Annotated in this window: 18 protein-coding genes and 2 rRNA genes; 19 read left to right on the top strand and 1 reads right to left on the bottom strand. The window is 51.3% G+C overall.

Annotated elements, in window-relative coordinates; genetic code table 11:
- Window positions 1-233 precede the first annotated feature (233 nt).
- From PRIO_RS30390 to pssA, 10 genes are all read left to right on the top strand, one after another.
- A 23S ribosomal RNA gene (locus PRIO_RS30390) occupies window positions 234-3,161 on the top strand.
- Window positions 3,162-3,311: 150 nt separating this feature from the next.
- Window positions 3,312-3,428, top strand: a 5S ribosomal RNA gene (gene rrf / locus PRIO_RS30385).
- A gap of 417 nt (window positions 3,429-3,845) precedes the next feature.
- Entirely contained in the window at window positions 3,846-5,018 is a 1,173-nt protein-coding gene (locus PRIO_RS30380) for a GNAT family N-acetyltransferase (RefSeq protein ID WP_020430012.1), read from the top strand.
- 912 nt (window positions 5,019-5,930) lie between these two features.
- Window positions 5,931-6,392, top strand: coding sequence for a CtsR family transcriptional regulator (locus tag PRIO_RS30375; RefSeq protein ID WP_020427103.1), 462 nt, complete (start codon window positions 5,931-5,933; stop codon window positions 6,390-6,392).
- Window positions 6,393-6,421: 29 nt separating this feature from the next.
- A complete protein-coding gene (locus PRIO_RS30370) occupies window positions 6,422-6,946 on the top strand; it encodes a protein-arginine kinase activator protein McsA (RefSeq protein ID WP_020427102.1) in 525 nt (174 codons plus the stop codon).
- A 28-nt stretch (window positions 6,947-6,974) separates the two neighbouring features.
- Complete coding sequence (locus PRIO_RS30365) at window positions 6,975-8,039, top strand: protein-arginine kinase McsB (protein WP_020427101.1); 1,065 nt, start codon at window positions 6,975-6,977, stop codon at window positions 8,037-8,039.
- Window positions 8,040-8,075: 36 nt separating this feature from the next.
- A complete protein-coding gene (gene clpC, locus PRIO_RS30360) occupies window positions 8,076-10,544 on the top strand; it encodes an ATP-dependent protease ATP-binding subunit ClpC (protein ID WP_020427100.1) in 2,469 nt (822 codons plus the stop codon).
- Between the two features lie 241 nt (window positions 10,545-10,785).
- Window positions 10,786-12,153 carry a DNA repair protein RadA gene (radA, locus tag PRIO_RS30355; protein ID WP_020427099.1) on the top strand — a complete coding sequence of 456 codons (1,368 nt, stop codon included), beginning with the start codon at window positions 10,786-10,788 and terminating at the stop codon, window positions 12,151-12,153.
- A 13-nt stretch (window positions 12,154-12,166) separates the two neighbouring features.
- Window positions 12,167-13,234, top strand: a complete 1,068-nt coding sequence (disA, locus tag PRIO_RS30350; protein ID WP_020427098.1) for a DNA integrity scanning diadenylate cyclase DisA — start codon at window positions 12,167-12,169, stop codon at window positions 13,232-13,234.
- A gap of 64 nt (window positions 13,235-13,298) precedes the next feature.
- Complete coding sequence (gene pssA, locus PRIO_RS30345; RefSeq protein ID WP_039786601.1) at window positions 13,299-14,036, top strand: CDP-diacylglycerol--serine O-phosphatidyltransferase; 738 nt, start codon at window positions 13,299-13,301, stop codon at window positions 14,034-14,036.
- Window positions 14,037-14,179: 143 nt separating this feature from the next.
- On the opposite strand, the gene PRIO_RS30340 is transcribed toward pssA, so the two are convergent.
- Window positions 14,180-14,575: a nucleoside triphosphate pyrophosphohydrolase family protein gene (locus PRIO_RS30340; protein ID WP_020427096.1), complete on the bottom strand. Its 396-nt coding sequence runs from the start codon at window positions 14,573-14,575 to the stop codon at window positions 14,180-14,182.
- Window positions 14,576-14,790: 215 nt separating this feature from the next.
- On the opposite strand from PRIO_RS30340, the gene PRIO_RS30335 reads away from it, so the two are divergent.
- From PRIO_RS30335 to PRIO_RS30295, 9 genes are all read left to right on the top strand, one after another.
- Window positions 14,791-15,879: a PIN/TRAM domain-containing protein gene (locus PRIO_RS30335; RefSeq protein WP_020427095.1), complete on the top strand. Its 1,089-nt coding sequence runs from the start codon at window positions 14,791-14,793 to the stop codon at window positions 15,877-15,879.
- 95 nt (window positions 15,880-15,974) lie between these two features.
- Window positions 15,975-16,673 (top strand): 2-C-methyl-D-erythritol 4-phosphate cytidylyltransferase, encoded by a 699-nt coding sequence (gene ispD, locus PRIO_RS30330; protein WP_020427094.1) that lies wholly within the window; start codon window positions 15,975-15,977, stop codon window positions 16,671-16,673.
- Window positions 16,670-17,158: a 2-C-methyl-D-erythritol 2,4-cyclodiphosphate synthase gene (gene ispF / locus PRIO_RS30325; RefSeq protein WP_020427093.1), complete on the top strand. Its 489-nt coding sequence runs from the start codon at window positions 16,670-16,672 to the stop codon at window positions 17,156-17,158. The genes ispD and ispF overlap by 4 nt, the downstream gene beginning before the upstream one ends.
- Window positions 17,159-17,208: 50 nt before the next feature.
- Window positions 17,209-18,672, top strand: coding sequence for a glutamate--tRNA ligase (gene gltX, locus PRIO_RS30320; protein ID WP_020427092.1), 1,464 nt, complete (start codon window positions 17,209-17,211; stop codon window positions 18,670-18,672).
- 510 nt (window positions 18,673-19,182) lie between these two features.
- Window positions 19,183-19,875 (top strand): serine O-acetyltransferase, encoded by a 693-nt coding sequence (gene cysE, locus PRIO_RS30315; protein ID WP_020427091.1) that lies wholly within the window; start codon window positions 19,183-19,185, stop codon window positions 19,873-19,875.
- Window positions 19,876-19,933: 58 nt separating this feature from the next.
- Window positions 19,934-21,340, top strand: coding sequence for a cysteine--tRNA ligase (cysS, locus tag PRIO_RS30310; protein WP_046507627.1), 1,407 nt, complete (start codon window positions 19,934-19,936; stop codon window positions 21,338-21,340).
- A complete protein-coding gene (locus tag PRIO_RS30305; RefSeq protein ID WP_020427089.1) occupies window positions 21,337-21,774 on the top strand; it encodes a Mini-ribonuclease 3 in 438 nt (145 codons plus the stop codon). The genes cysS and PRIO_RS30305 overlap by 4 nt, the downstream gene beginning before the upstream one ends.
- Before the next feature lie 41 nt (window positions 21,775-21,815).
- On the top strand, window positions 21,816-22,577 hold the full coding sequence (rlmB, locus tag PRIO_RS30300) for a 23S rRNA (guanosine(2251)-2'-O)-methyltransferase RlmB (protein ID WP_020427088.1): 762 nt from the start codon (window positions 21,816-21,818) through the stop codon (window positions 22,575-22,577).
- Between the two features lie 2 nt (window positions 22,578-22,579).
- A complete protein-coding gene (locus PRIO_RS30295) occupies window positions 22,580-23,101 on the top strand; it encodes an NYN domain-containing protein (RefSeq protein WP_020427087.1) in 522 nt (173 codons plus the stop codon).
- Window positions 23,102-23,120: the final 19 nt, after the last annotated feature.

Genomic DNA, 23,120 nt, shown 5'->3' with positions numbered 1-23,120 from the left:
TTATGTCTTGAATATCTTGATCCTTGAAAACTGGATACCGAAACGAAAATGCGTTTTAGAACATCTTTTAGCTGAAACTTGTGTGAACAAGTTTTAAATAGTTATTAGTATGCTGAAAGCGAAGATTTTCGATTGTGCAGCGACTTTTGGGCGGAGATCCCTTTGTGAATGATGTAAATCATGAACAGGATCGGAGTCCAAGCGGAGCGAACAAGCGAAACTATCTACGCGATGGTTAAGCTAATAAGAGCACACGGAGGATGCCTAGGCGCCAGGAGCCGACGAAGGACGTGGCGAACAACGAAACTGCCTCGGGGAGCTGTAAGCAAGCTTTGATCCGGGGGTGTCCGAATGGGGAAACCCGGCTGTGGTAATTCGCAGTCACTCACATCTGAATACATAGGGTGTGAAGAGGCAGACCAGGGGAACTGAAACATCTAAGTACCCTGAGGAAGAGAAAACAATAGTGATTCCGTCAGTAGCGGCGAGCGAACGCGGAACAGCCTAAACCAAGGAGCTTGCTCCTTGGGGTTGTGGGACGTCTCACATGGAGTTACAAAGGAACCGGGTAGGCGAAGAGGTCTGGAAAGGCCCGCGATAGAGGTGAAAGCCCTGTACCCTAAACCCTGTTCCCTCCGAGACGGATCCCGAGTAGTGCGGGGCACGTGAAACCCCGTATGAATCCGGCAGGACCATCTGCTAAGGCTAAATACTACCTGGCGACCGATAGTGAAACAGTACCGTGAGGGAAAGGTGAAAAGCACCCCGGAAGGGGAGTGAAATAGAACCTGAAACCGTGTGCTTACAAAAAGTCAGAGTCCTCTATATGGATGATGGCGTGCCTTTTGTAGAATGAACCGGCGAGTTACGTTTAACATGCAAGGTTAAGGTGAGAAGCCGGAGCCGCAGCGAAAGCGAGTCTGAATAGGGCGACTGAGTATGTGGACGTAGACCCGAAACCGTGTGATCTACCCCTGTCCAGGGTGAAGGTGCGGTAACACGCACTGGAGGCCCGAACCCACGTACGTTGAAAAGTGCGGGGATGAGGTGGGGGTAGCGGAGAAATTCCAATCGAACTCGGAGATAGCTGGTTCTCCCCGAAATAGCTTTAGGGCTAGCCTCGGTGAATGGAGTCGTGGAGGTAGAGCACTGATTGGGTGCGGGGCCCGCAAGGGTTACCAAGCTCAGTCAAACTCCGAATGCCATGGACTTCTTGCCGGGAGTCAGACAGTGAGTGCTAAGATCCATTGTCAAAAGGGAAACAGCCCAGACCATCAGCTAAGGTCCCCAAGTGTGTGTTAAGTGGGAAAGGATGTGGAGTTGCACAGACAACCAGGATGTTGGCTTAGAAGCAGCCACCATTGAAAGAGTGCGTAATAGCTCACTGGTCGAGTGACTCTGCGCCGAAAATGTAACGGGGCTAAACACACCACCGAAGCTATGGCTTGATGCTTTGCATCAGGGGTAGGGGAGCGTTGTGTAAGGGTTGAAGGTTGACCGGAAGGACAGCTGGACATTACACAAGTGAGAATGCCGGTATGAGTAACGAAAAGATCAGTGAGAATCTGATCCGCCGAAAGCCCAAGGTTTCCTGAGGAAGGCTCGTCCGCTCAGGGTAAGTCGGGACCTAAGGCGAGGCCGACAGGCGTAGTCGAAGGACAACAGTTTGAAATTACTGTACCACCGTAATCCGCTATGAGCGATGGGGTGACGCAGGAGGGTAGTGACGCGGACCGATGGATGTCCGTCCAAGCAGTGAGGCTGGTGTGTAGGCAAATCCGCACATCGTAAGGCTGGGCTGTGATGGGGAGCGAAAATTACAGTAGCGAAGGTCATGATCTCACACTGCCAAGAAAAGCCTCTAGCCAGGAGAAGGTGCCCGTACCGCAAACCGACACAGGTAGGCGAGAAGAGAATTCTAAGGCGCGCGGAAGAACTCTCGTTAAGGAACTCGGCAAAATGACCCCGTAACTTCGGGAGAAGGGGTGCCTCGGTAGGGTGAATAGCCCGAGGGGGCCGCAGTGAAAAGGCCCAAGCGACTGTTTAGCAAAAACACAGGTCTGTGCGAAGCCGCAAGGCGAAGTATACGGGCTGACGCCTGCCCGGTGCTGGAAGGTTAAGGGGAGCGGTTAGGAGGCAACTCCGAAGCTGTGAACCGAAGCCCCAGTAAACGGCGGCCGTAACTATAACGGTCCTAAGGTAGCGAAATTCCTTGTCAGGTAAATTCTGACCCGCACGAATGGCGTAACGACTTGGGCGCTGTCTCAACGAGAGATCCGGTGAAATTTTAATACCTGTGAAGATGCAGGTTACCCGCGACAAGACGGAAAGACCCCATGGAGCTTTACTGCAGCTTGATATTGAATTTGGGTACGATCTGTACAGGATAGGTGGGAGCCGTAGAAGCCGGAGCGCAAGCTTCGGTGGAGGCGCCGTTGGGATACCACCCTGATCGTATCTAGGTTCTAACCTGGTACCCTAAACGGGTACGGGGACCGTGTCAGGCGGGCAGTTTGACTGGGGCGGTCGCCTCCTAAAGAGTAACGGAGGCGTTCAAAGGTTCCCTCAGAATGGTTGGAAATCATTCGAAGAGTGCAAAGGCAGAAGGGAGCTTGACTGCGAGACCTACAAGTCGAGCAGGGACGAAAGTCGGACTTAGTGATCCGGTGGTACCGCATGGAAGGGCCATCGCTCAACGGATAAAAGCTACCCTGGGGATAACAGGCTTATCTCCCCCAAGAGTCCACATCGACGGGGAGGTTTGGCACCTCGATGTCGGCTCATCGCATCCTGGGGCTGAAGTAGGTCCCAAGGGTTGGGCTGTTCGCCCATTAAAGCGGTACGCGAGCTGGGTTCAGAACGTCGTGAGACAGTTCGGTCCCTATCTGTCGTGGGCGCAGGAAATTTGAGAGGAGCTGTCCTTAGTACGAGAGGACCGGGATGGACGTACCGCTGGTGCACCAGTTGTTCCGCCAGGAGCATGGCTGGGTAGCTACGTACGGACGGGATAAGCGCTGAAAGCATCTAAGCGTGAAGCCCCCCTCAAGATGAGATTTCCCAGTATGTAAGACCCCTTGAAGACGACGAGGTAGATAGGTTGGAGGTGGAAGCACGGCAACGTGTGGAGCTGACCAATACTAATCGGTCGAGGGCTTATCCAAAAAATTACCCCAAAAAGTGAAGAAGAGGCTGACGAAGCTGATTCCGAGTACTTTCCGGGGGCCCCGAAGAGATGAAGGGCAAACGCAGTTTCGTTTCGGATTCAGTTTTCAGGAATCAAATTCCTGAAGCATTTGCACCGCAAGTGCCCGTTTGGTGGCGATAGCGGAGGGGTTCCACGCGTACCCATCCCGAACACGACCGTTAAGCCCTCCAGCGCCGATGGTACTTGGACCGAAGGGTCCTGGGAGAGTAGGACGCCGCCAAGCACATGACCACTGTTGAGTTACTGACAGTGGCTTTTTTGCGTTGTGCAGGGTTGTGGAAAAGTTGTGGATAATTTTCAGCAACTTCAGAAAAGTTGCACACATGTGGATACAATTGCAGTAAGCCATCTATACACTAAATCTCCTGTTTAAATACATAAGAATGTGGATGAGTCAAGAGAAAACCCTAATAATTCACGGTTTTTGTGGATAAAAAGTGGATTATGTGGATAATGTTCTGGAAATGGTGGATAACTTATTGAGGGAAGCATAATACCGGGTGGACATGATTTGTTTCGTGTTTTATCTGTGGATAACTTGTGGGAATTCTGATTTTCTCCGGCAGAATAGCGCTGATGCGTTTTGCTTGCTATACTCACGTAGAGAGTACTAATACTAACTTTGATGAGGTGAGCGGAAGTGGAAATCAGGCAATTGCATGCTGAGGAATTTGAAGCGAGCTTGAGCTTGTCCGAATATGCTTTTAAATATAAGGTTGCCGATGAAGCCAGAGCTGAGGCCAGGCAGAAGTTTAGACCGGAAAGAGTATGGGGAGTCTTTGAGGACGGGACGCTGGGCGCTCAATTGAAATTGCTTCCGCTTCAGGCCTACATACAAGGCAAAGCATTTCCTATGGGTGGAATAGCCGGAGTATCCACATGGCCGGAGAACCGCAGGCAGGGGCTTGTGGCCAAGCTTTTATCACATACGCTGCAAACGATGAACGAGTCGGGGCAGACGTTGTCTTTTTTGCATCCGTTTTTGATCCCCTTTTACCGTAAGTTCGGCTGGGAGGTCTACTGTGAGTATAAAAAGTATTCTATCCCTGTGGACAAATTTCCGCGAAAAACTGAAATTGAGGGCAGTGTAAAACGTGATTCTGCCGCTCTGGAAATACTGGAAGGGCTGTACAGCCGGTTTGCCGCTGAATACAATGGAACCCTGCAGCGTGATCAGGAGTGGTGGAAGCAAAGAGTATTGGATGCGGACACGCATCAAAGTGTTTTTTACTCAAAGCTTGGTGAGCCGGAAGGCTATGTGCTGTATAAAATAGTCAACAATGAACTGGTTATTGATGAGTTTATCTTTTTGAACGAACAGGCGCGTAAAGGCTTGTGGACATTTCTGGCTAACCACGATTCGATGATTACTGGAGCTTCGCTCAAGCTGGTGCCCTCTGATGATATTCTTCCTTATTTGCTGCCAGACCCGCGGATTCCGCAGGAGAATTATCCATACTTTATGGCGCGGATTGTGAATGCGCGGGCTTTTATAGAGAATTTTACCTTCCGGAGCCGCAGCAGCCTTGAGAGTAGAACCCTGTATATTGAAGATGAGCATGCCCCTTGGAATAACGGGTTGTGGTTATGGAGTGTGGCAGGGAATGGTGCGTCAACGTTAGAGCGTCTGGATGGTGAACAGGCTGCTGCTGATTGCAGCTGCACCATTGGAGCACTCACAGTGATGTTGCTGGGCTACAAACGGCCTGGAGAACTGGCGAAGTACGGGCAGCTTAATGCAAGCCCAACCGGGCTTGAATGGCTGGAAGAGGTTATTCCTCAAGCCAAAACAGCGCTGTTTGACTTTTTCTGATCCTGCAGTTTAGGGCTCGTCTTTACCGGCTTCTTCGCAGGTGCTATATAAGTTGAACTTGAGAACTTCAGAAAAGGGGTAAAAGTCCGGAGGGGAAGTTTGGAACTGGAAGAACGGTAGCGTCCGCCTTTGTCACCGGATTTCAAGCGCAAAAGGCGGTTCCAATCAAGAAATTCTTACGACAACAGCGGCTGGAAGTCCAAACATTCCCCGCAGTGACGTCTATACCCCACAATGTAAAACTAAAGTTCAACTTATTTAGTTGGAAAAAAGGAACTTGTTTTTCCGAAAATTAAGAAATTCTGAGAGTTAAGTGGAAAAAGTAAATCTAATTGGGCCACATTTCTGGTCCAATGGCGAAATGAGCTGAATTAGTGTCCCTTTTTCCACTTCATCTGCTCGAGGATAGGGTACTCTGGCATATTAGTTAACCTTTTTCCACTTAAAAAGTTGCCGTAGGATTCATGGGGAGTCGTTCTCCAGGTAACGCTAGAACCAAGACGGCTGCGCTGTCCCGTGGAGGACGGCACAGCCGTTTTTGTTCTCGCTTTATTCACCTCTTGTTGAGAAAGAAAGGAATACAATGGGCAAAAAAAGTAAAAAATAAAAGCAACCCCTTGGAATTCAGTGAGAATGTGTTATAATATGAAAAAAGTCAAAGAAAGTCAAAGTCAACGCAGCTCGGAATCAGTTCTCTGATCGGAATCAGTTCTCTGATGAGAGGCAACAACAATGGCGGCAGGCTCTTCATGAATGGCTTTTTTGGTATACCTCCGGCTTGATGCTGTATGAAGCTTAACGCCGGGTTCACTCCGATTCGGGCTGATGCACTTGGGTTAAGTTCTTAGAGATCATTGCCGGACGGAAGTGCAACAAGAGGGACTATAAGTTTTGAACACTGGAGGATGAGTGATGCGTAATATCTCTGATATTATCGAACAATATCTGAAGAATATTTTGCATGAAAGTCCCGAAGGTACGGTGGAAATTCAGCGCAATGACCTGGCGGACCAGTTCTCATGCGTACCGTCTCAGATCAATTATGTCATCAGTACACGTTTTACTTTGGAAAAGGGCTATGTAGTTGAGAGCAAGCGCGGCGGCGGCGGCTATATTCGGATTCAGCGTTTCGAGCTTCCGCAGAATGTGGCATTGTATGCCCATCTCAATTCTACAATAGGAAAGGATATCGATCAAAATTCCGCCGAAGGACTGATTTATCAGCTGGAGGAGGCCCGGTTTCTAACCAAGCGTGAAGCGTGTCTCATGCGTGCCGCTGTTTCCCGGGAATGCCTGACGGTTAATCTGCCGTACCGGGATGAGATTCGTGCCAAGCTAATGAAGGCCATGCTAATCTCCTTATTGGGCAAATAACGGTCAAATCTGAAGGAGGGACACCGCTTATGCTTTGCCAGGAATGCGGGGTCAAACCGGCGACACTCCATTTCACCAAAATTGTGAATGGGGAGAAGACGGAATTTCATATTTGTGAAAGCTGTGCGCGTGAAAAAGGGGAGCTGATTCCAGGAACTGCCGGAGGGTTCTCTATTCACAGCCTGCTGTCAGGTCTCTTGGATCTGGAAGGAGCCGGCAAGGAAAAAAATGCGGCAGCCCAGACTGTACAGGGTCTGCGATGTGAGAATTGCGGGATGACTTACTCCCAGTTCAGCAAGCTTGGGCGTTTTGGCTGCAGCTCCTGTTATAAATATTTTGACAGCACGCTGGACCCGCTCTTCAGACGGGTGCATGGCAGCACCGCTCATGTCGGCAAGCTTCCCAAACGTGCCGGAGCACAGATCATGTGCAAACGCAAAATTGATGAGCTGAAGCAGGAGCTCCAGCAGAGTATCGCAGAGGAGGAATTTGAGACTGCAGCTGAGCTGAGGGATCAGATCCGAAAACTTGAAAAAGAAATGCCGCAAGAGTAAAGTCTTTGATATATAGGGGGGATAAGACATGTCAAGTCTCCGGTTTACCGAACAAGCCCTTAGTGACTGGATGCGCTGCGGAGGCAGCCATTCCGAGATTGTCATCAGCAGCCGGATGCGGATCGCCCGCAATCTGGAGCATCTTCCCTTCCCTTTGCTGGCTTCGGCAGAGCAGTCGGAAGAGGTAATGAAGCAGCTTGCTCCTGTTTTTCAGGGGGAAGCAGCCGCGGATTTCGGCAGCTTTCAACTGCTGAAGCTGGATGAGCTCGATGAGCTGGACAAAAAAGTGCTTGTGGAGAAGCACCTCATCAGCCCTAATCTGGCCAATGACTCCCGGGGCGGCGCAGTGATCCTGAACGAGGATGAGTCGGTCAGCATCATGATCAATGAAGAAGACCATCTGCGCATTCAGTGCCTGTTCCCTGGTCTGCAGGTTAGAGAGGCTTGGGTAAGGGCGACAGCCATTGATGATATTTTTGAGGGCGCGGTTAATTACGCCTTTGATGACCGAAGAGGGTATTTGACCAGTTGTCCTACTAATGTAGGTACAGGGCTTCGCGCCTCGGTGATGGTGCATTTGCCTGCACTTGTCATGACTCACCAGATCAACCGGATTTTATCCGCAGTGAATCAGGTGGGACTCACAGTAAGAGGAATTTACGGTGAAGGCAGCGAAGCAGTAGGGAACATCTTTCAGATTTCCAACCAAATTACGCTTGGACAGACGGAAAATGAGATTATCGAGAATCTGCACAGCGTAGTCACCCAGATTATTGAACATGAGCGCAATGCCCGGGAGCGGCTGCTGGCCGATTCCGCTTTGCGGATTACGGACAGAATCAAACGTTCCTACGGGATTTTGTCTTATGCAGCGGTGATGGAGCTGAAGGAGTCCGCACAGCGGCTCTCTGACCTAAGACTGGGAGTCGATCTTGGGATTCTGGAAGGACCGCCGATTTCAGTGCTCAACGAGCTGAATGTGAAGACACAGCCGGGCTTTCTGCAAAAGATGTTCGGAGACGAGATGACAGCCACCGAACGCGATATGTACCGGGCGAAGCTGCTCCGGGAGACACTGGGATCACAACATTAATTATAGATATTTATTATCCGTGGAGGTGCAGGAGATATGATGTTTGGAAGATTTACGGAACGCGCACAAAAGGTGCTCGCACTGGCGCAGGAAGAAGCCGTTCGTTTGGGACACAACAACATTGGGACAGAACATATTTTGCTCGGACTGATTCGTGAAGGAGACGGCATCGCCGCCAAGGCTTTGATTGGTCTGGGTCTGGGTCTTGAGAAAATCCAGGACGAAGTGGAAACACTGATCGGCCGGGGACAAGAACAGCCTACAAACATTGCTTATACTCCTCGTGCCAAAAAGGTTATCGAGCTGTCGATGGATGAAGCCCGCAAGCTGGGCCACACTTATGTCGGAACAGAGCATATTCTGCTCGGTCTGATCCGTGAAGGCGAAGGTGTAGCCGCCCGTGTACTCAATAACCTCGGAATCAGCCTGAATAAAGCCCGCCAGCAGGTGCTTCAGCTTCTGGGCAGCAGCGAAGCTACTTCGAGCCACAGCGGGACGCCAGCCAATGTCAGCACGCCTACGCTGGATGGCCTGGCCCGTGATTTGACCGCTTATGCCAAAGACGGCAACCTTGATCCGGTCATTGGCCGCAGCAAGGAGATTGAGCGTGTGATTCAGGTGCTCAGCCGCCGGACCAAAAACAATCCGGTGCTGATTGGTGAACCCGGGGTAGGTAAAACAGCGATCGCCGAAGGTTTGGCACAGAAGATCATCAACAACGAAATTCCGGAAACTCTGCGTGACAAACGCGTAATGACCCTGGATATGGGTTCTGTGGTTGCCGGCACGAAATACCGCGGTGAGTTCGAAGACCGCCTCAAAAAAATTATGGATGAGATTCGCCAGGCAGGGAACATTGTGCTCTTCATTGATGAGCTGCATACCCTGATCGGCGCAGGCGGTGCGGAAGGCGCCATTGACGCTTCCAACATTCTGAAGCCTGCACTCGCCCGTGGAGAGTTGCAATGCATTGGTGCTACCACGCTGGATGAATACCGCAAATACATTGAGAAGGACGCCGCGCTAGAGCGCCGGTTCCAGCCGATCACAGTGGATCAGCCTTCTCCGGAAGAAGCCGTGCAAATTCTCTACGGTCTGCGTGACCGCTATGAAGCCCATCACCGGGTGAAGATCACAGATGAAGCCATCGTGGAAGCTGTGAAGCTTTCCGACCGCTATATTTCTGACCGCTTCCTGCCGGATAAGGCCATTGACCTGATTGATGAAGCAGGTTCCAAGGTAAGACTTAATTCTTACACTATCCCGCCAAATCTGAAGGAACTGGAAATGCGCCTGGACGATATCCGCAAGGAAAAGGATTCCGCTGTGCAGAGCCAAGAATTCGAGAAAGCAGCTGCACTGCGCGATACTGAACAGAAGATCCGTGAGGAACTGGATACTACCAAAAACCAATGGAAAGAAAAACAGGGACGTACCGATTCCCAGGTAACGCCAGAGGATATTGCTCAGGTGGTTGCCAGCTGGACAGGTATTCCTGTCAGCAAGCTGAAGGAAGAAGAAACGGACCGGCTGCTGAATATGGAAGCTCTGCTCCATGAACGTGTTATTGGCCAGGATGAAGCCGTGAAGGCTGTCAGCCGGGCACTGCGCCGGGCGCGTGCAGGTCTTAAAGACCCGAAACGTCCTATGGGTTCCTTCATCTTCCTCGGACCAACCGGGGTAGGTAAAACCGAGCTGGCCCGTGCGCTTGCAGAAGCAATGTTCGGTGATGAAAATGCGGTTGTCCGTATCGATATGTCGGAGTACATGGAGAAGCATTCCACTTCCCGTCTGGTCGGGGCGCCTCCAGGGTATGTCGGTTATGAAGAAGGCGGACAATTGACCGAGAAGGTCCGCCGCAAGCCATATTCTGTAGTGCTCCTGGACGAAATTGAGAAGGCGCATCCGGAGGTATTCAATATTCTGCTGCAGGTGCTGGAAGACGGCCGTTTGACCGATTCCAAAGGCCGTGTAGTCGACTTCCGCAACACTCTGATCATTCTGACCTCCAACGTTGGGGCACAGGCAATCAAAAAGAACTCGACGCTTGGATTTACAGCGGTGCAGGATGCAGGAGCGGATTACAACAACATGAAGGGCAAAGTCATGGAAGAACTCAAGAAGAGCTTCCGCCCTGAGTTCCTGAACCGTATTGACGAAATCATTGTCTTCCACTCCCTGGAGGAAAAGCATATTGCCGAAATCGTCACGCTCATGTCCGATGAATTGCGCAAGCGGCTGCGTGAATATGATGTGGACTTTATGCTTACAGATGGCGCTAAGGCCTTCCTGGCCAAAGAAGGCTACGATCCTGCCTTTGGTGCCCGTCCACTGCGCCGGGCCATCCAAAAGCATATCGAAGACCGTCTTTCCGAAGAGCTGCTGAAGGGCAACATCAAGAAGGGGGATTCCCTCAAGATTGATGAAGTAAACGGTGAGCTTGTGGTAACCACAGTGGAACCGCCGATAGCCGTCACTACGGAAAATGAGGTTGGAACCGAATAACAGCTGCGTACTTGAAACAAAGCTCCCGCTCCTCCGTATAGAGGAGCGGGAGCTTTTTTGAATATAATAAAATTCGCGTCATATACCGATGTTTAATTAAGCTATGTTTCAGGAAGGTTAATGAGAAGGTTGTAAAAAAGTAGATCATAAGTGACCTTCCGTTCAGTGTGCAGAAATGGTAAACTTTGAGTATGAGTAAATTATCCGCAATTTTAGTCAGTTCAGACTGATAGGAGCACACATGGCCAAACCAAAAACGAAATTTTTCTGCACCGAATGCGGCTATGAATCGCCGAAGTGGTTCGGTAAGTGTCCCGGCTGCCAGGCATGGAATTCCATGGTGGAAGAGACGGAAAGCGTAGTTAAAACACAAGGTATGACTGCACCGATTTTTCAGAGTAAAGAAAAGGCGCAATCGATCATAAATATAGAAAGTGATAAGGAGCCGCGTATCCTGACAGGCATTGGTGAGCTTAACCGTGTGCTTGGGGGAGGAATTGTGCCCGGCTCGCTGGTGCTGGTAGGCGGTGATCCAGGGATCGGTAAATCGACGCTCCTGCTGCAGACCTCCCATGCGCTGACCACCCAGGGATTGCGTGTACTGTATATTTCAGGAGAAGAGTCCGTCCGGCAGACAAAGCTGCGTGCAGATCGCCTAGGGGCGCTGTCGGCAGAGCTGTATGTGCTGTGTGAGACAAATATGGAGAGCATCGAAGAAGCCATTGAACAGATCCAGCCCCAATTTCTTGTCATTGACTCCATCCAGACCGTATTTATGCCGGAAGTGACAAGCGCGCCCGGCAGTGTGACGCAGGTTCGGGAATGTACAACAAGATTCATGCGGATTGCCAAAATTCGCGGAATTGCCACGGTTCTGGTAGGACATGTGACCAAAGAGGGGGCCATTGCCGGACCGCGGATGCTGGAGCATATGGTCGATTGTGTGCTCTATTTCGAAGGGGAGCGGCACCACACGTACCGGTTGCTGCGTGCGGTCAAAAACCGGTTTGGCTCCACGAATGAGATCGGAATTTTTGAGATGGGGGAAATCGGCCTTGCCGAGGTGGAGAATCCCTCGGAGCTCTTTTTGTCGGAGCGCCCGCTGGGAGTAGCCGGATCAGCCGTTGTTGCCAGTATGGAGGGCACCAGACCCGTGCTTGTCGAGCTTCAGGCGCTGGTAGCCGCCACCCATTTCCCTTCCCCGCGGCGGATGTGCACGGGCATGGATCATCAAAGAATGGCACTTATTATTGCGGTTCTCGAGAAACGGATGGGGATGTTTCTGCAGAACCAGGATGCTTACCTCAACGTTGCTGGAGGGGTGAAGCTGGATGAACCAGCCATTGATCTGGCGGTTGCCGTCAGTATTGCTTCCAGCTTCCGTGATATATCGACAAAACCTTACGATGTTTTTTTTGGCGAAGTTGGACTGACTGGAGAAGTAAGAGGCGTTTCCCGCGCGGAAACACGCGTCAAGGAGGCTGCCAAGCTGGGCTTCCGGAGAGTCATAATGCCCGAAAAAAGCATGAAAGGCTGGAAGCATCCGCAGGATATCCAGATTATTGGCGTCAGCACCGTAGCAGATGCACTAGCGGTCGCGTTAGATTAGGGGGCACTGAACAATGAAGGAATTAGAAAATATGAATGACCTGCTCAGAATGGCGGCGCCGGGAACACCCTTCCGGGAAGGCTTGGAGAATGTGCTACGCGCGAAGACAGGTGCGCTTATTGTTGTCGGATATAGTCCTGAAGTGATGGAAGTAGTAGATGGCGGTTTTTCCATCAATTGTGATTTTTCGCCCAATTATTTATATGAGCTGGCCAAAATGGACGGCGCGATTATATTAAGCGAGGATTTAAAGCGGATTCTCTATGCGAATACACAGCTGATTCCTGATTCCTCCATCTCCTCCATCGAGACTGGCATCCGGCACCGGACAGCCGAGCGTGTTGCCAAGCAGACAGGCAAGCTTGTAGTTTCCATCTCCCAGCGGCGGAACATCATCACGCTCTATCAGGGCTCCATCCGGTATGCGCTCAAAGAAATCGGATCGATTCTGGCCAAGGCCAATCAGGCGATTCAAACGCTGGAAAAATATAGAGCCGTGCTCACACAGAGCCTGACTAATCTCTCCGCTTCGGAATATGAGGGGATTGTCACTGTAGCTGAGGTAGTCGGAGTGATACAGCGTGTGGAAATGGTGCTGCGGATTAAGATGGAGATCAAGCGCTATATCAATGAGCTTGGCAATGAAGGGCGTCTTATCAGTATGCAAATGGAAGAACTGGTTGGAAATACAGAGGAAGAAGCATGGCTTCTGTACAGAGACTATGCCAGAGAGGAGCAGGAGGACAAAATCCGCGAAATTATCGCCGGACTCAAACGCACCAGCGATGATGATCTCATGGACGATAATCATATTGCCCGTTTGCTTGGATATTCCTCTACGGCGATTTCTTCAGAGGAAGTGGTGACGCCGCGCGGATACCGTCTGCTGAACAAAATTCCGCGGCTGCCGAATGTGATCATCCATAATCTGGTTGAACGGTTTGAAATGCTGCCTAACCTGATGACAGCCAGCATCGCCGAATTGGATGAGGTGGATGGCATCGGAGAAGTGCGTGCCCGCAATATTCAGGACGGACTAAAACGGCTGCAGAAGCAAGTTCTTATTGACAGACAAATGTAAATAACATACAATCACGTAATATTGAAGACGTAATGGCTCACAGTAAGAAAACAGAGGTGAAGAAATGATACAAAAATCAATTCCGAGTTTATTTACCATTGGTAACTTAATGCTTGGGATGTTTGGTATCATGATGGCGTTTGACGGTAAACTGAGCATGGCCGCTATCATGGTGATTATCGCTATGCTGTTAGACGGGCTGGACGGTCGTGTTGCTCGGGCGCTGAAATGCGAAAGTGAATTTGGCAAGGAGCTGGACTCTTTATCCGATGTCGTTTCGTTCGGAGTAGCGCCTGCTCTAATCATGTATATTACAAGCCTGCAGGATTTGAATTCTGCATTAGGCTGGACTGTAGCAGCGATTTTTCCGGTATTCGGTGCGCTTCGGCTGGCCCGTTTCAATGTCCGTCCCGGCATTCCGGGTTATTTTGTAGGGCTTCCGATTCCTGCTGCGGGCGGGGTGCTGGCTACACTGGCGCTTTTTCATAAAGATGTGTCGGCTCCGTATATGATTGTTGCTACGCTGCTGCTGTCCTATCTCATGGTCAGCACGGTTAAATATCCCAATTTCAAAAAGGTTGGCCTGCCCAAAAAGGCAGTTGTAGGCTCTCCTGTAGTTATTGTGATCGCGGTTGCGGTTGCTGTGATTTTTCCGGAACAAATCTCCAAGGTGATTTTTGTACTGCTTGCGTTATATGCGCTGTATGGATTTAAGCAAAATATCGACCGGCTGACGGCCCGCCGCCGTCACCGCCGCAGACGCCGCGCAGAAGATAAAGTATATCAATCCAAGAATGGATAATCGGCTGCTGCAGGGCAGAGTGGATCACAGTTATTATTAGGGTTTTACAAATATGCGTACGCAAAAGGCTTTGCCGTTCCCTGGGATCAGTGGATGGCAAAGCCTTTTTGGATTGAGTGGAGGAAAATAGCGCATCATGCGGATCAGGAGAAATTAAACAATCCAAGTGTGGCGCATTTTTGCGATCCCTTTTCTACAACCTCGTCCATATTAATATCAAGCAAATTGCAGAGGGCAGACATATAGAACAGCTCGCGTCCCAGCTCCGAGGCCACCACCTCACGGCAGTTCTCGCACAGTTCCCCTTGGAGATGCGTGCCTGCAAGTTCCTTGGCTTGTTCAAGCCCCAAACCGGGCTCAAATACCTGCTTCGTGGCGTGCAGCTGGATACAGCCGCATTCGGTAATAGCTTTGACGACTGCACGATTGACGGAAGCGCTGCTCTGCCCGTTTTTGGACATTACATCCAGAAGACTACGGTGACGGAGCAGCAGTTCGGAGACTTGATCCTGGAAGGCCTGTAAACTTGGTGCGCTCATTTTCCATTCACCCCTGGGTTCGTAATTGAGTTCATTATATGTCAGGCCTCCCCCTGTTTTCAACCAAATAATAGAAGTTTACGGTTATCTTTTTACTGGAGCTGATGGCTCTTGTCAGAAAAAATAACAGGCTCACGGATTATCGTCCCAAAAATTGGAACATACTGGTGAGGAACAGATCATTTTTGGATGAATAAAAGGAGGTGCCAAAGGTTATGTGGAAAAAATTAATTTTAATGCTTGCCGCATTATGCGGAGCTTGGTCAGGTTATACGCTATACCATGCGGCAGAAAGAGGATTCCCGGCAGGAATGGACAAACTGGGAGACAGCTTGCCCGTGCAGGGCAGTATTTTGTTTGCGGTGCTGGGTGCCATTATTTTTTTGTTTGCGGTGACTTTATGCGCGGAATGGGGAGGTTCGAAACTGCGGGAAACGGTGCAGTATTATTCGCGCATACCGATGAATGAACTGGCTGCAGGTACTGCAGGGCTTACGGGAGGACTCCTGTTATCCCTGCTGTTATATCCTGCAATGACCTGGCTTGGAAAGGCAGGAGAACTGCTGCAGGTGGCTGCTACGCTTACGTTCGGGTATATGGGGCTGCGGATTGGGCTGGAAAAGAAAGAGGAGCTGGCTTCGCTGTGGACAACCGGCCGTTGGGGACAAGCACCTGAGCCGGAAGGCCGCGGGCTGGAAGAACACAAGATTCTGGATACAAGCGTCATTATTGACGGACGGATTGCCGACATCTGCAAAACGGGATTTATCGAGGGAACCATCGTGATCCCGGAATTCGTTCTGGAGGAGCTGCAGCATATTGCCGATTCTTCGGATCTGCTGAAACGCAACCGCGGGCGGCGCGGGCTGGATATCCTGAACAAAATCCAAAAAGAGCTGGATGTGAAGGTTCTGATCTACGAAGGTGATTTTGAAGAAATCTCCGAAGTGGACAGCAAGCTGGTCAAGTTGGCAAAGGTGCTGCGCGGCAAGGTGGTCACCAATGATTTTAACCTGAATAAGGTATGTGAACTGCAGGGAGTGTCGGTTCTTAATATCAATGACCTGGCCAATGCGGTGAAGCCGGTGGTTCTCCCCGGTGAAGAGATTATTGTGCAAGTGATCAAGGATGGCAAGGAGCACGGGCAGGGCGTTGCCTATTTGGATGACGGAACCATGATTGTGGTAGAGGGCGGGCGTGAATATATCGGTACAACCATGGAGGTTCTGGTCACCAGTGTGCTGCAAACTTCGGCGGGACGGATGATCTTTGCCAAGCCAAAGCTGATGGAAAAAGCGCAATAAACGGTTCCGGGACTGTGAAAGCTGCTCCAGCGGGTTGGAAATGGCCGCCAAACACGTTATGATGGGGGTATACGTGCAGACAGGAGAAGGGCAGAATGTCAAACAGTGTAGGCGCCGTGATCGTGGCGGCAGGCAGAGGAACAAGAATGGGGACTGTGGAGAGCAAGCAGTACTTGCTGCTGCAGGGGAAACCTATTATCGTGCATACCCTGGAGGTATTTCAGCGGCATCCGCTGATCTCTGAAATCGTACTGGTTACAGGCAAAGAAGATGTGGACCGCTGCCAGGAGTGGGTTAAGGCCTACAGACTCGACAAAGTGGTATCTGTAGTGACCGGAGGCTCCGAACGCCAGCATTCCGTGCATTTAGGGCTGAGACACCTCAAGACAACTTGGGTAATGGTGCATGATGGGGTCCGTCCGTTTGTGCAGATTAACGAAATCACAGCCTGCTATGAGCATGCCAGGGAGATTGGTGCCTCAGTGCTTGCTGTACCGGTAAAAGATACGATCAAACAGGTGGACAAGGATGGCAAGGTGCTGTCTACACCGGATCGGCGAAGTCTGTGGGCGATTCAGACCCCGCAGACTTTTCGTCTGTCCGAACTGCTTGTAGCGTACGAATCGGCAGAGCGTGACGGATTTCTCGGCACCGATGATTCCAGTCTCGCGGAACGCAGCGGTATTCCGGTTGCTGTTGTGGAGGGGAGCTATGCCAACATTAAGATCACCACACCGGAGGATCTTGATTTCGCAGAATTTACACAAAGAAGCAGGGGAGAGGTACAAACATGATTGCTGTAGGACAAGGTTTCGATGTACACCAGTTGGTGGAAGGAAGGCCATGCATTATTGGCGGTGTCACCATTCCCTATGAAAAAGGATTGCTTGGACATTCCGATGCCGATGTGCTGCTGCATGCGGTGAGCGATGCCATTCTGGGCGCACTGGGGCTTGGCGATATCGGCAGGCATTTTCCCGATACCGACCCGGCGTTCAAGGATGCGGACAGTCTGAAGCTGCTGGAGCAGGTGTGGGCACTTGCCCGTGAGCGCGGCTATAAGCTCGGAAATATCGACTCCACGATTATTGCCCAGAAGCCAAAGATGGCGCCGTATATCCCGCAAATGACCGAGATTATTGCGAGTGCACTGGGTGCCGAGACATCGAAGGTGAACGTAAAAGCAACCACCACCGAACAGCTTGGCTTCACCGGACGCGGAGAAGGAATTGCGGCACAATCTATTGTCTGTCTGCTCCAAGATGTGATATCATCTTGAGATGGCTGCACATTGCCTGATTTTCACCATTATGAAGCGGAGGGATTGACATGGCAGATCAAGTCCGGGTGCGTTACGCACCAAGCCCTACGGGACATTTACATATCGGAAATGCCAGAACGGCATTGTTCAATTATCTGTTCGCCCGCAATCTGGGCGGCAAATTCATTATCCGGATCGAAGATACGGACGTAAAGCGCAACATTGCTGAGGGGGAAGAAAGCCAACTCAAATATTTGAAGTGGCTGGGAATGGATTGGGATGAAAGCGTGGATGTCGGTGGTGAATTTGGACCATACCGCCAGACTGAACGTTTGGATCTGTACCGCGTATACTGGCAGGAGCTGCTTGACCGCGGTCTTGCATACCGCTGCTACTGCACCGAAGAAGAGCTGGAAGCGGAACGTGAAGAGCAGGCTGCACGCGGCGAGACTCCGCGTTATTCCGGCAAGCACCGGAATCTGACCGAGGAGCAGCAGAAGGCGTATGAAGCGGAAGGACGCATTGCAAGCATCCGTTTCCGTGTACCGGAGGACCGCACTTATACCTTTGATGATATCGTAAAGGGCAGCATTTCTTTTAATAGCAAAGAGATGGGCGACTTTGTCATTGTGAAGAAGGATGGAATACCAACCTATAACTTCGCTGTGGCTGTAGATGACCATCTGATGGAAATAAGCCATGTCCTGCGCGGCGAAGACCATATCTCCAATACACCCCGCCAGCTGATGATTTATGAGGCCCTTGGCTGGGAGGCGCCGCTGTTTGGACATATGACGCTGATTGTCGGTGATGACCACAAGAAGCTGAGCAAACGCAACGAATCCATTATTCAGTTCATCGAGCAGTATGATCAGCTCGGCTATTTGCCGGAAGCGCTGTTCAACTTCATTGCTCTGCTGGGCTGGTCTCCGGAAGGCGAGGAGGAGATCTTCAGCAAAGAAGAGCTGATTTCTATCTTCACCGCGAACCGTCTCTCCAAGAGTCCGGCTGTTTTTGATACGAATAAGCTCGCGCATTTGAACAACCACTATATCAAGCATGCCGATCCGAAGCGGATTGCGGCTTTGGCCATTCCCCATCTGCAGCAAGCCGGAAGATTGCCGGCATCGCTGAATGAGGAACAGCAGGCTTGGGCGGAAAGTCTGGTGGCGCTGTACCAGGAGCAGATGACTTCCGCGTCGAATATCGTGGAGTTGTCAGAGCTGTTTTTCCGCAGCCATGTAGAGCTTGAAACAGAAGCCGCCCAGATTCTGGCCGAAAGCCAGGTTCCTGAGGTCCTGTCCGCTTTCCTGGCCAAGGTGGAAGCCACCGGTGAGTTTACTGCCAGCAACATGGCCGTTCTGATTAAGGAAGTGCAGAAGGAGACCGGACATAAGGGCAAAGCGCTGTTTATGCCGATTCGTGTCGCTTTAACCGGACAAACGCATGGCCGTGATTTAAACGCTACCATCGTGCTACTGGGCCGAAACCGGGTCATTGAACGTCTGAAATCGCAGATCAAAGGGGCTTAAGCGGGGACAGCAAGGCGGAGAACCCCTTGTCAGTCCGTTGTCTTTTAGCTAAGATAGAAGAATAATAATAATAGCTGGGATCAGGAAAAGTACGCGTACAAAGACAATTGCCAGAGAGAATAACCGCTAAGGAATCTCCTTTGCAGGCTGGAAGTTATTCATTTGTCTGCCGCAGAACATGCGCCTGTGAGCTGCACGGTTGAGCGTTCCTGCTAGGAATGTTAGACCGTGCCGGGAACGTTGCCGTTACAGACGCCAAGAGGGACACAGGGCACTTGCTGGCCGGAAATACTGACCAGTACAAAAGGCCATGTCCAAGCAGAGTGGAACCGCGGTTAAACGTCTCTGCAGCTTTATGCTGCAGAGGCGTTTTTTGTTGAAATTTGGGGAGAGTTGTACGCGAAAGCCAAGGCTCACAGCATACACATAGAGAGAACGTGGGCTGCAGACAATACCTTCCTTGCGTACCTGTAAACAGGAGGCGGGAAGTCAAAGAAGAGGGGAACCGTGATGTTTAAGCATATCAAGTCGGACATTCGGGCAGTATTCGACAACGATCCCGCAGCCCGCAGCTGGTTTGAGGTTGTCTTCACTTACGCCGGACTTCATGCGATTTGGGCACACCGGATAGCCCACTCTTTTTATAAGCGGCGTTGGTTTACACTTGCGCGTATCGTTTCCCAGGTGAGCAGATTCATGACCGGTGTTGAAATTCATCCGGGGGCAACGATCGGCAGCCGCCTGTTCATTGACCATGGAATGGGTATTGTAATCGGAGAGACCTGTGAAATCGGGGATGATGTAATTATCTATCAGGGAGTAACGCTAGGGGGAACGGGTAAAGAAAAAGGGAAACGTCATCCGACCGTAGGCAACAATGTGGTCATTGGCTCCGGCGCAAAAGTACTGGGATCGTTCCAGATCGGCGATAATTGCAATATCGGCTCCAATGCGGTTGTTCTCCGTGAGGTGCCAAGCAATAGTACGGTGGTAGGCAATCCTGGGCGGGTGGTCAAGCGCAATGGGGAACGGGTATCCGACAGGCTCGACCATACCAAGATGCCGGACCCGCTTGTCGATTCACTGCGTTTCCTGCAAAAAGAGATCGAAGAGATCAGAGAGCAACTCGGTACGGAAGACAAGCAGAAAAAAGAGCAGCGCCGGCTGGAAAGCCAACAGTATATTGGTGATTACGAAATTTAAAGCACACCGGGATTCTTCAGGAGAAACCGGGGCCACGCAGAAAGGGTTGGAAACAAAGATGGCTTTGCAAATCTATAACACAATGACACGCAGCAAGGAAACATTTGTTCCACAGGAATCAGGAAAAGTGAAGATGTACGTATGCGGACCGACCGTGTATGGCTACATGCATATCGGAAATGCCAGACCGGTCATTGTTTTTGACATGGTCCGGAATTACCTGGAGCAGACAGGGAACGAAGTGAATTATGTGACCAACTTCACGGATGTGGATGACAAGCTGATCCGCAAGGCCGAGGAGATGAAGACTACAGTAGCTGAGGTTGCGGAGATTTTTATCGCTGCCTACCAGGAGGATCTGGCCGGGCTCGGTGTAAAATCAGCGACGATGAACCCGCGGGTTACCCAGAGCATGGAGCTGATTATTGAGTTCATCAAGGAGCTTGAGAATAAAGGCTATGCCTATGAGAGCGGCGGCGACGTCTATTACCGCACAGCCAAATTTGCCGATTACGGCAAGCTGTCCCGCCAGAATCTGGAGGAACTGCAGTTCGGCATCCGGGTGGAAGTGGATTCACGCAAAGAAAAACCCGAGGACTTTGTCCTCTGGAAGGCAGCTAAGCCTGGAGAGGTCCACTGGCACAGCCCATGGGGCGAAGGCCGTCCCGGCTGGCATATTGAGTGCTCGGCCATGGCCCGTGAATTTCTTGGCGATACTATTGATATTCATGGCGGCGGACAGGATCTGCAGTTCCCGCATCATGAATGCGAATGCGCCCAGACCGAAGCGTTGACCGGAAAACCGCTCTCCAACTACTGGATGCATAACGGGTTCATTAATATCGGTGACGAAAAAATGTCGAAATCGCTCGGCAACGGTCTGCTGGTGAAGGATATCCGCCAGCGCTTCAAAGCGGGGGCCATCCGTTATTTCATGCTCTCCACCCATTACCGCAACCCGCTGAATTTCACTGAGGAATCCATGCTGTCCGCAGAAAAAAGCGCAGAGCGCATCGCTCTCGCGGAGAGCAATGTGAAGCACCGGCTTGAGCTTGATCCGGAAGGGGCCAAAGGCCGGGCAAGCGAACAGATCACAGAGCGGTTGGCTGCGATTGTAGCCAATTTCCATGCTAAAATGCAGGATGACTTCAACACCCCGGATGCTATTACCGCCGTGTTTGACTGGGTAAGCCTTGCGAATAATACACTTGCGAATCCGGAAGCATTGTCCGCAGACTTCTCGGCACTGCTGCAGGCTTTTACCGAGATGAATGCTGTGCTGCGCCTGACCCCGGAGAATGAGGAAGAGGCTGCCGGCGAGGAAGTGGAGAGGCTGATCGCTGAACGGGCCGAAGCGCGCAAGAATAAAAACTGGGGACGTTCCGATGAGATCCGCGATGAACTGAATGCCATGGGTATTCTGCTTGAGGATACCCCGCAAGGCATGCGGTGGCGGCGCAAATGAGCGGGCCGTTTAATCTGGAGAGTGCCTGGTTTCCCTATGAGCCCTCCAAGCCGGCCCGGCTGCTCTCTCCGCTCGTACTGGCATATGCCGGGGATGCTATCTATGAAGTGGCGGTACGCCAGTATTTGATCTCGCTGCCGAATCTTCGCCCGAATCATTTGCACCGTACAGCGACCGGGCTGGTTTCGGCCAAAGCGCAAAGCACGATCCTTGCGTACCTGGAGCCGGAGCTTACCGATGAAGAGAAGGACGTCGCCCGGCAAGGAAGAAATGCCAAATCGGGAACCATCCCCAAAAATGCGGATGTTCTGGAATACCGGCATGCTACTGCTTTTGAGTGTCTGATCGGTTATTTATATTACACAGGCCAGCAGGCCAGAATCCGGGAGCTTGTTGACAGCAGCATACAATACATGATGAATCGGCCTAAGTGAGGCTGCACGGGTATATATTTTAGAGAACAGGAGGCATGAACATGGAAGAATTGAAGACAGAAGAGGAAGTATTGGCCGGCAAGCATTCAGTGCTTGAAGCGCTTCGTGCCGGCCGTACACTCAATAAGATTTGGATCGCCGAAACGGCGCAAAAGCATCTGACCGCACCCATTATTGCCGAAGCGCGCAAAGCGGGAATTGTGATTCAGCATGTGGACAAAAGAAAGCTGGACCAGCTTGCACCCGGAGTGCAGCATCAAGGGGTAGTTGCACAGGCTGCACCTTTTGCGTATACAGAGGTAGCCGATATTCTGGCAGCGGCAGAAGCCAAGGGAGAACCTCCGTTTCTGCTTTTGCTGGATGAAATCGAAGACCCTCACAACCTGGGCTCCATTCTGCGTACCGCTGATTGCACGGGTGTGCATGGAGTTATAGTTCCCAAGAGACGGTCTGCACAGATTACAGCAACTGTGTCCAAAACCTCTGCAGGAGCCGTTGAATATGTGCCCGTCGCACGTGTAACCAACCTTGGGCAGACTATTGACCGCCTCAAAGAGCTGGGAGTCTGGGTAGTAGGGACCGATGTGGATACGGATCAGAATCTGTATGCATCGGATATATTTACAGGTCCGGTAGCGGTGGTAATCGGGAACGAGAATAAAGGAATGGGCCGTCTGATCCGGGAGAAATGCGATGTTCTGCTGAAGCTGCCTATGGCCGGTAAGATCAATTCGTTAAATGCTTCGGTCGCTGCAGGCGTTATCATGTACGAGGTGCTGCGCCGCCGGCATCAGCAAGGATAGTTATGGCCGACTGGCGCGATATTCTGCTTGTGGATGGATACAACATGATTGGCGGCTGGCCTGACCTTGCCGAATTGTCACTCTCAGGAATGCAGGGAGCGCGGGACCGGCTGCTGGATATGCTGGCAGATTATCAGGCGTTTTCCGGGCTGCGCGTCATTGCCGTATTCGATGCTTACCGTGTGCCGGGCCTGGGCAGGTCTTTTGTGCAGGGGAAAGTGCAGGTGTTCTTCACCAAGGAAAAAGAAACGGCCGATGAATGCATTGAGCGGCTGGTCGGTGAGTTCAGTCACCGCAGACGGCAGATTTACGTGGCCACCAGCGATTTTGTGGAGCAGCACGTCATTTTTGCTCAAGGGGCATTGCGGCTGTCGGCCAGGGAACTGCGGCTTGAGATCGAAGAGAGCCAGAAGCAGGTCAAAAAGGTGATCGAGCCCAAAAACATCAGCTCCACAAGGCATTCCCTGGAAGAAAAACTGCCGCCAGAGACCCGCAGACGTCTCGAAGACTGGCGGCGTCAGTAAGAAGGCTGGAGAATGAAGC

The sequence above is a fragment of the Paenibacillus riograndensis SBR5 genome, from assembly GCF_000981585.1.
GTDB lineage: Bacteria > Bacillota > Bacilli > Paenibacillales > Paenibacillaceae > Paenibacillus_AQ > Paenibacillus_AQ riograndensis.
The sequence above is the reverse complement of the archived record's forward strand: the minus strand, read 5'-3'. Positions and strand labels throughout refer to the sequence as shown.

Coding starts and splice junctions, on each gene's coding strand:
- cysE (WP_020427091.1), top strand. CDS start 19,183: ATGTTTAAGCATATCAAGTCGGACATTCGGGCAGTATTCGACAACGAT.
- rlmB (WP_020427088.1), top strand. CDS start 21,816: ATGGAAGAATTGAAGACAGAAGAGGAAGTATTGGCCGGCAAGCATTCA.
- gltX (WP_020427092.1), top strand. CDS start 17,209: ATGGCAGATCAAGTCCGGGTGCGTTACGCACCAAGCCCTACGGGACAT.
- clpC (WP_020427100.1), top strand. CDS start 8,076: ATGATGTTTGGAAGATTTACGGAACGCGCACAAAAGGTGCTCGCACTG.
- pssA (WP_039786601.1), top strand. CDS start 13,299: ATGATACAAAAATCAATTCCGAGTTTATTTACCATTGGTAACTTAATG.
- ispF (WP_020427093.1), top strand. CDS start 16,670: ATGATTGCTGTAGGACAAGGTTTCGATGTACACCAGTTGGTGGAAGGA.
- PRIO_RS30365 (WP_020427101.1), top strand. CDS start 6,975: ATGTCAAGTCTCCGGTTTACCGAACAAGCCCTTAGTGACTGGATGCGC.
- ispD (WP_020427094.1), top strand. CDS start 15,975: ATGTCAAACAGTGTAGGCGCCGTGATCGTGGCGGCAGGCAGAGGAACA.
- radA (WP_020427099.1), top strand. CDS start 10,786: ATGGCCAAACCAAAAACGAAATTTTTCTGCACCGAATGCGGCTATGAA.
- PRIO_RS30335 (WP_020427095.1), top strand. CDS start 14,791: ATGTGGAAAAAATTAATTTTAATGCTTGCCGCATTATGCGGAGCTTGG.
- PRIO_RS30295 (WP_020427087.1), top strand. CDS start 22,580: ATGGCCGACTGGCGCGATATTCTGCTTGTGGATGGATACAACATGATT.
- PRIO_RS30305 (WP_020427089.1), top strand. CDS start 21,337: ATGAGCGGGCCGTTTAATCTGGAGAGTGCCTGGTTTCCCTATGAGCCC.
- cysS (WP_046507627.1), top strand. CDS start 19,934: ATGGCTTTGCAAATCTATAACACAATGACACGCAGCAAGGAAACATTT.
- PRIO_RS30370 (WP_020427102.1), top strand. CDS start 6,422: ATGCTTTGCCAGGAATGCGGGGTCAAACCGGCGACACTCCATTTCACC.
- PRIO_RS30375 (WP_020427103.1), top strand. CDS start 5,931: ATGCGTAATATCTCTGATATTATCGAACAATATCTGAAGAATATTTTG.
- PRIO_RS30340 (WP_020427096.1), bottom strand. CDS start 14,575: ATGAGCGCACCAAGTTTACAGGCCTTCCAGGATCAAGTCTCCGAACTG.
- disA (WP_020427098.1), top strand. CDS start 12,167: ATGAAGGAATTAGAAAATATGAATGACCTGCTCAGAATGGCGGCGCCG.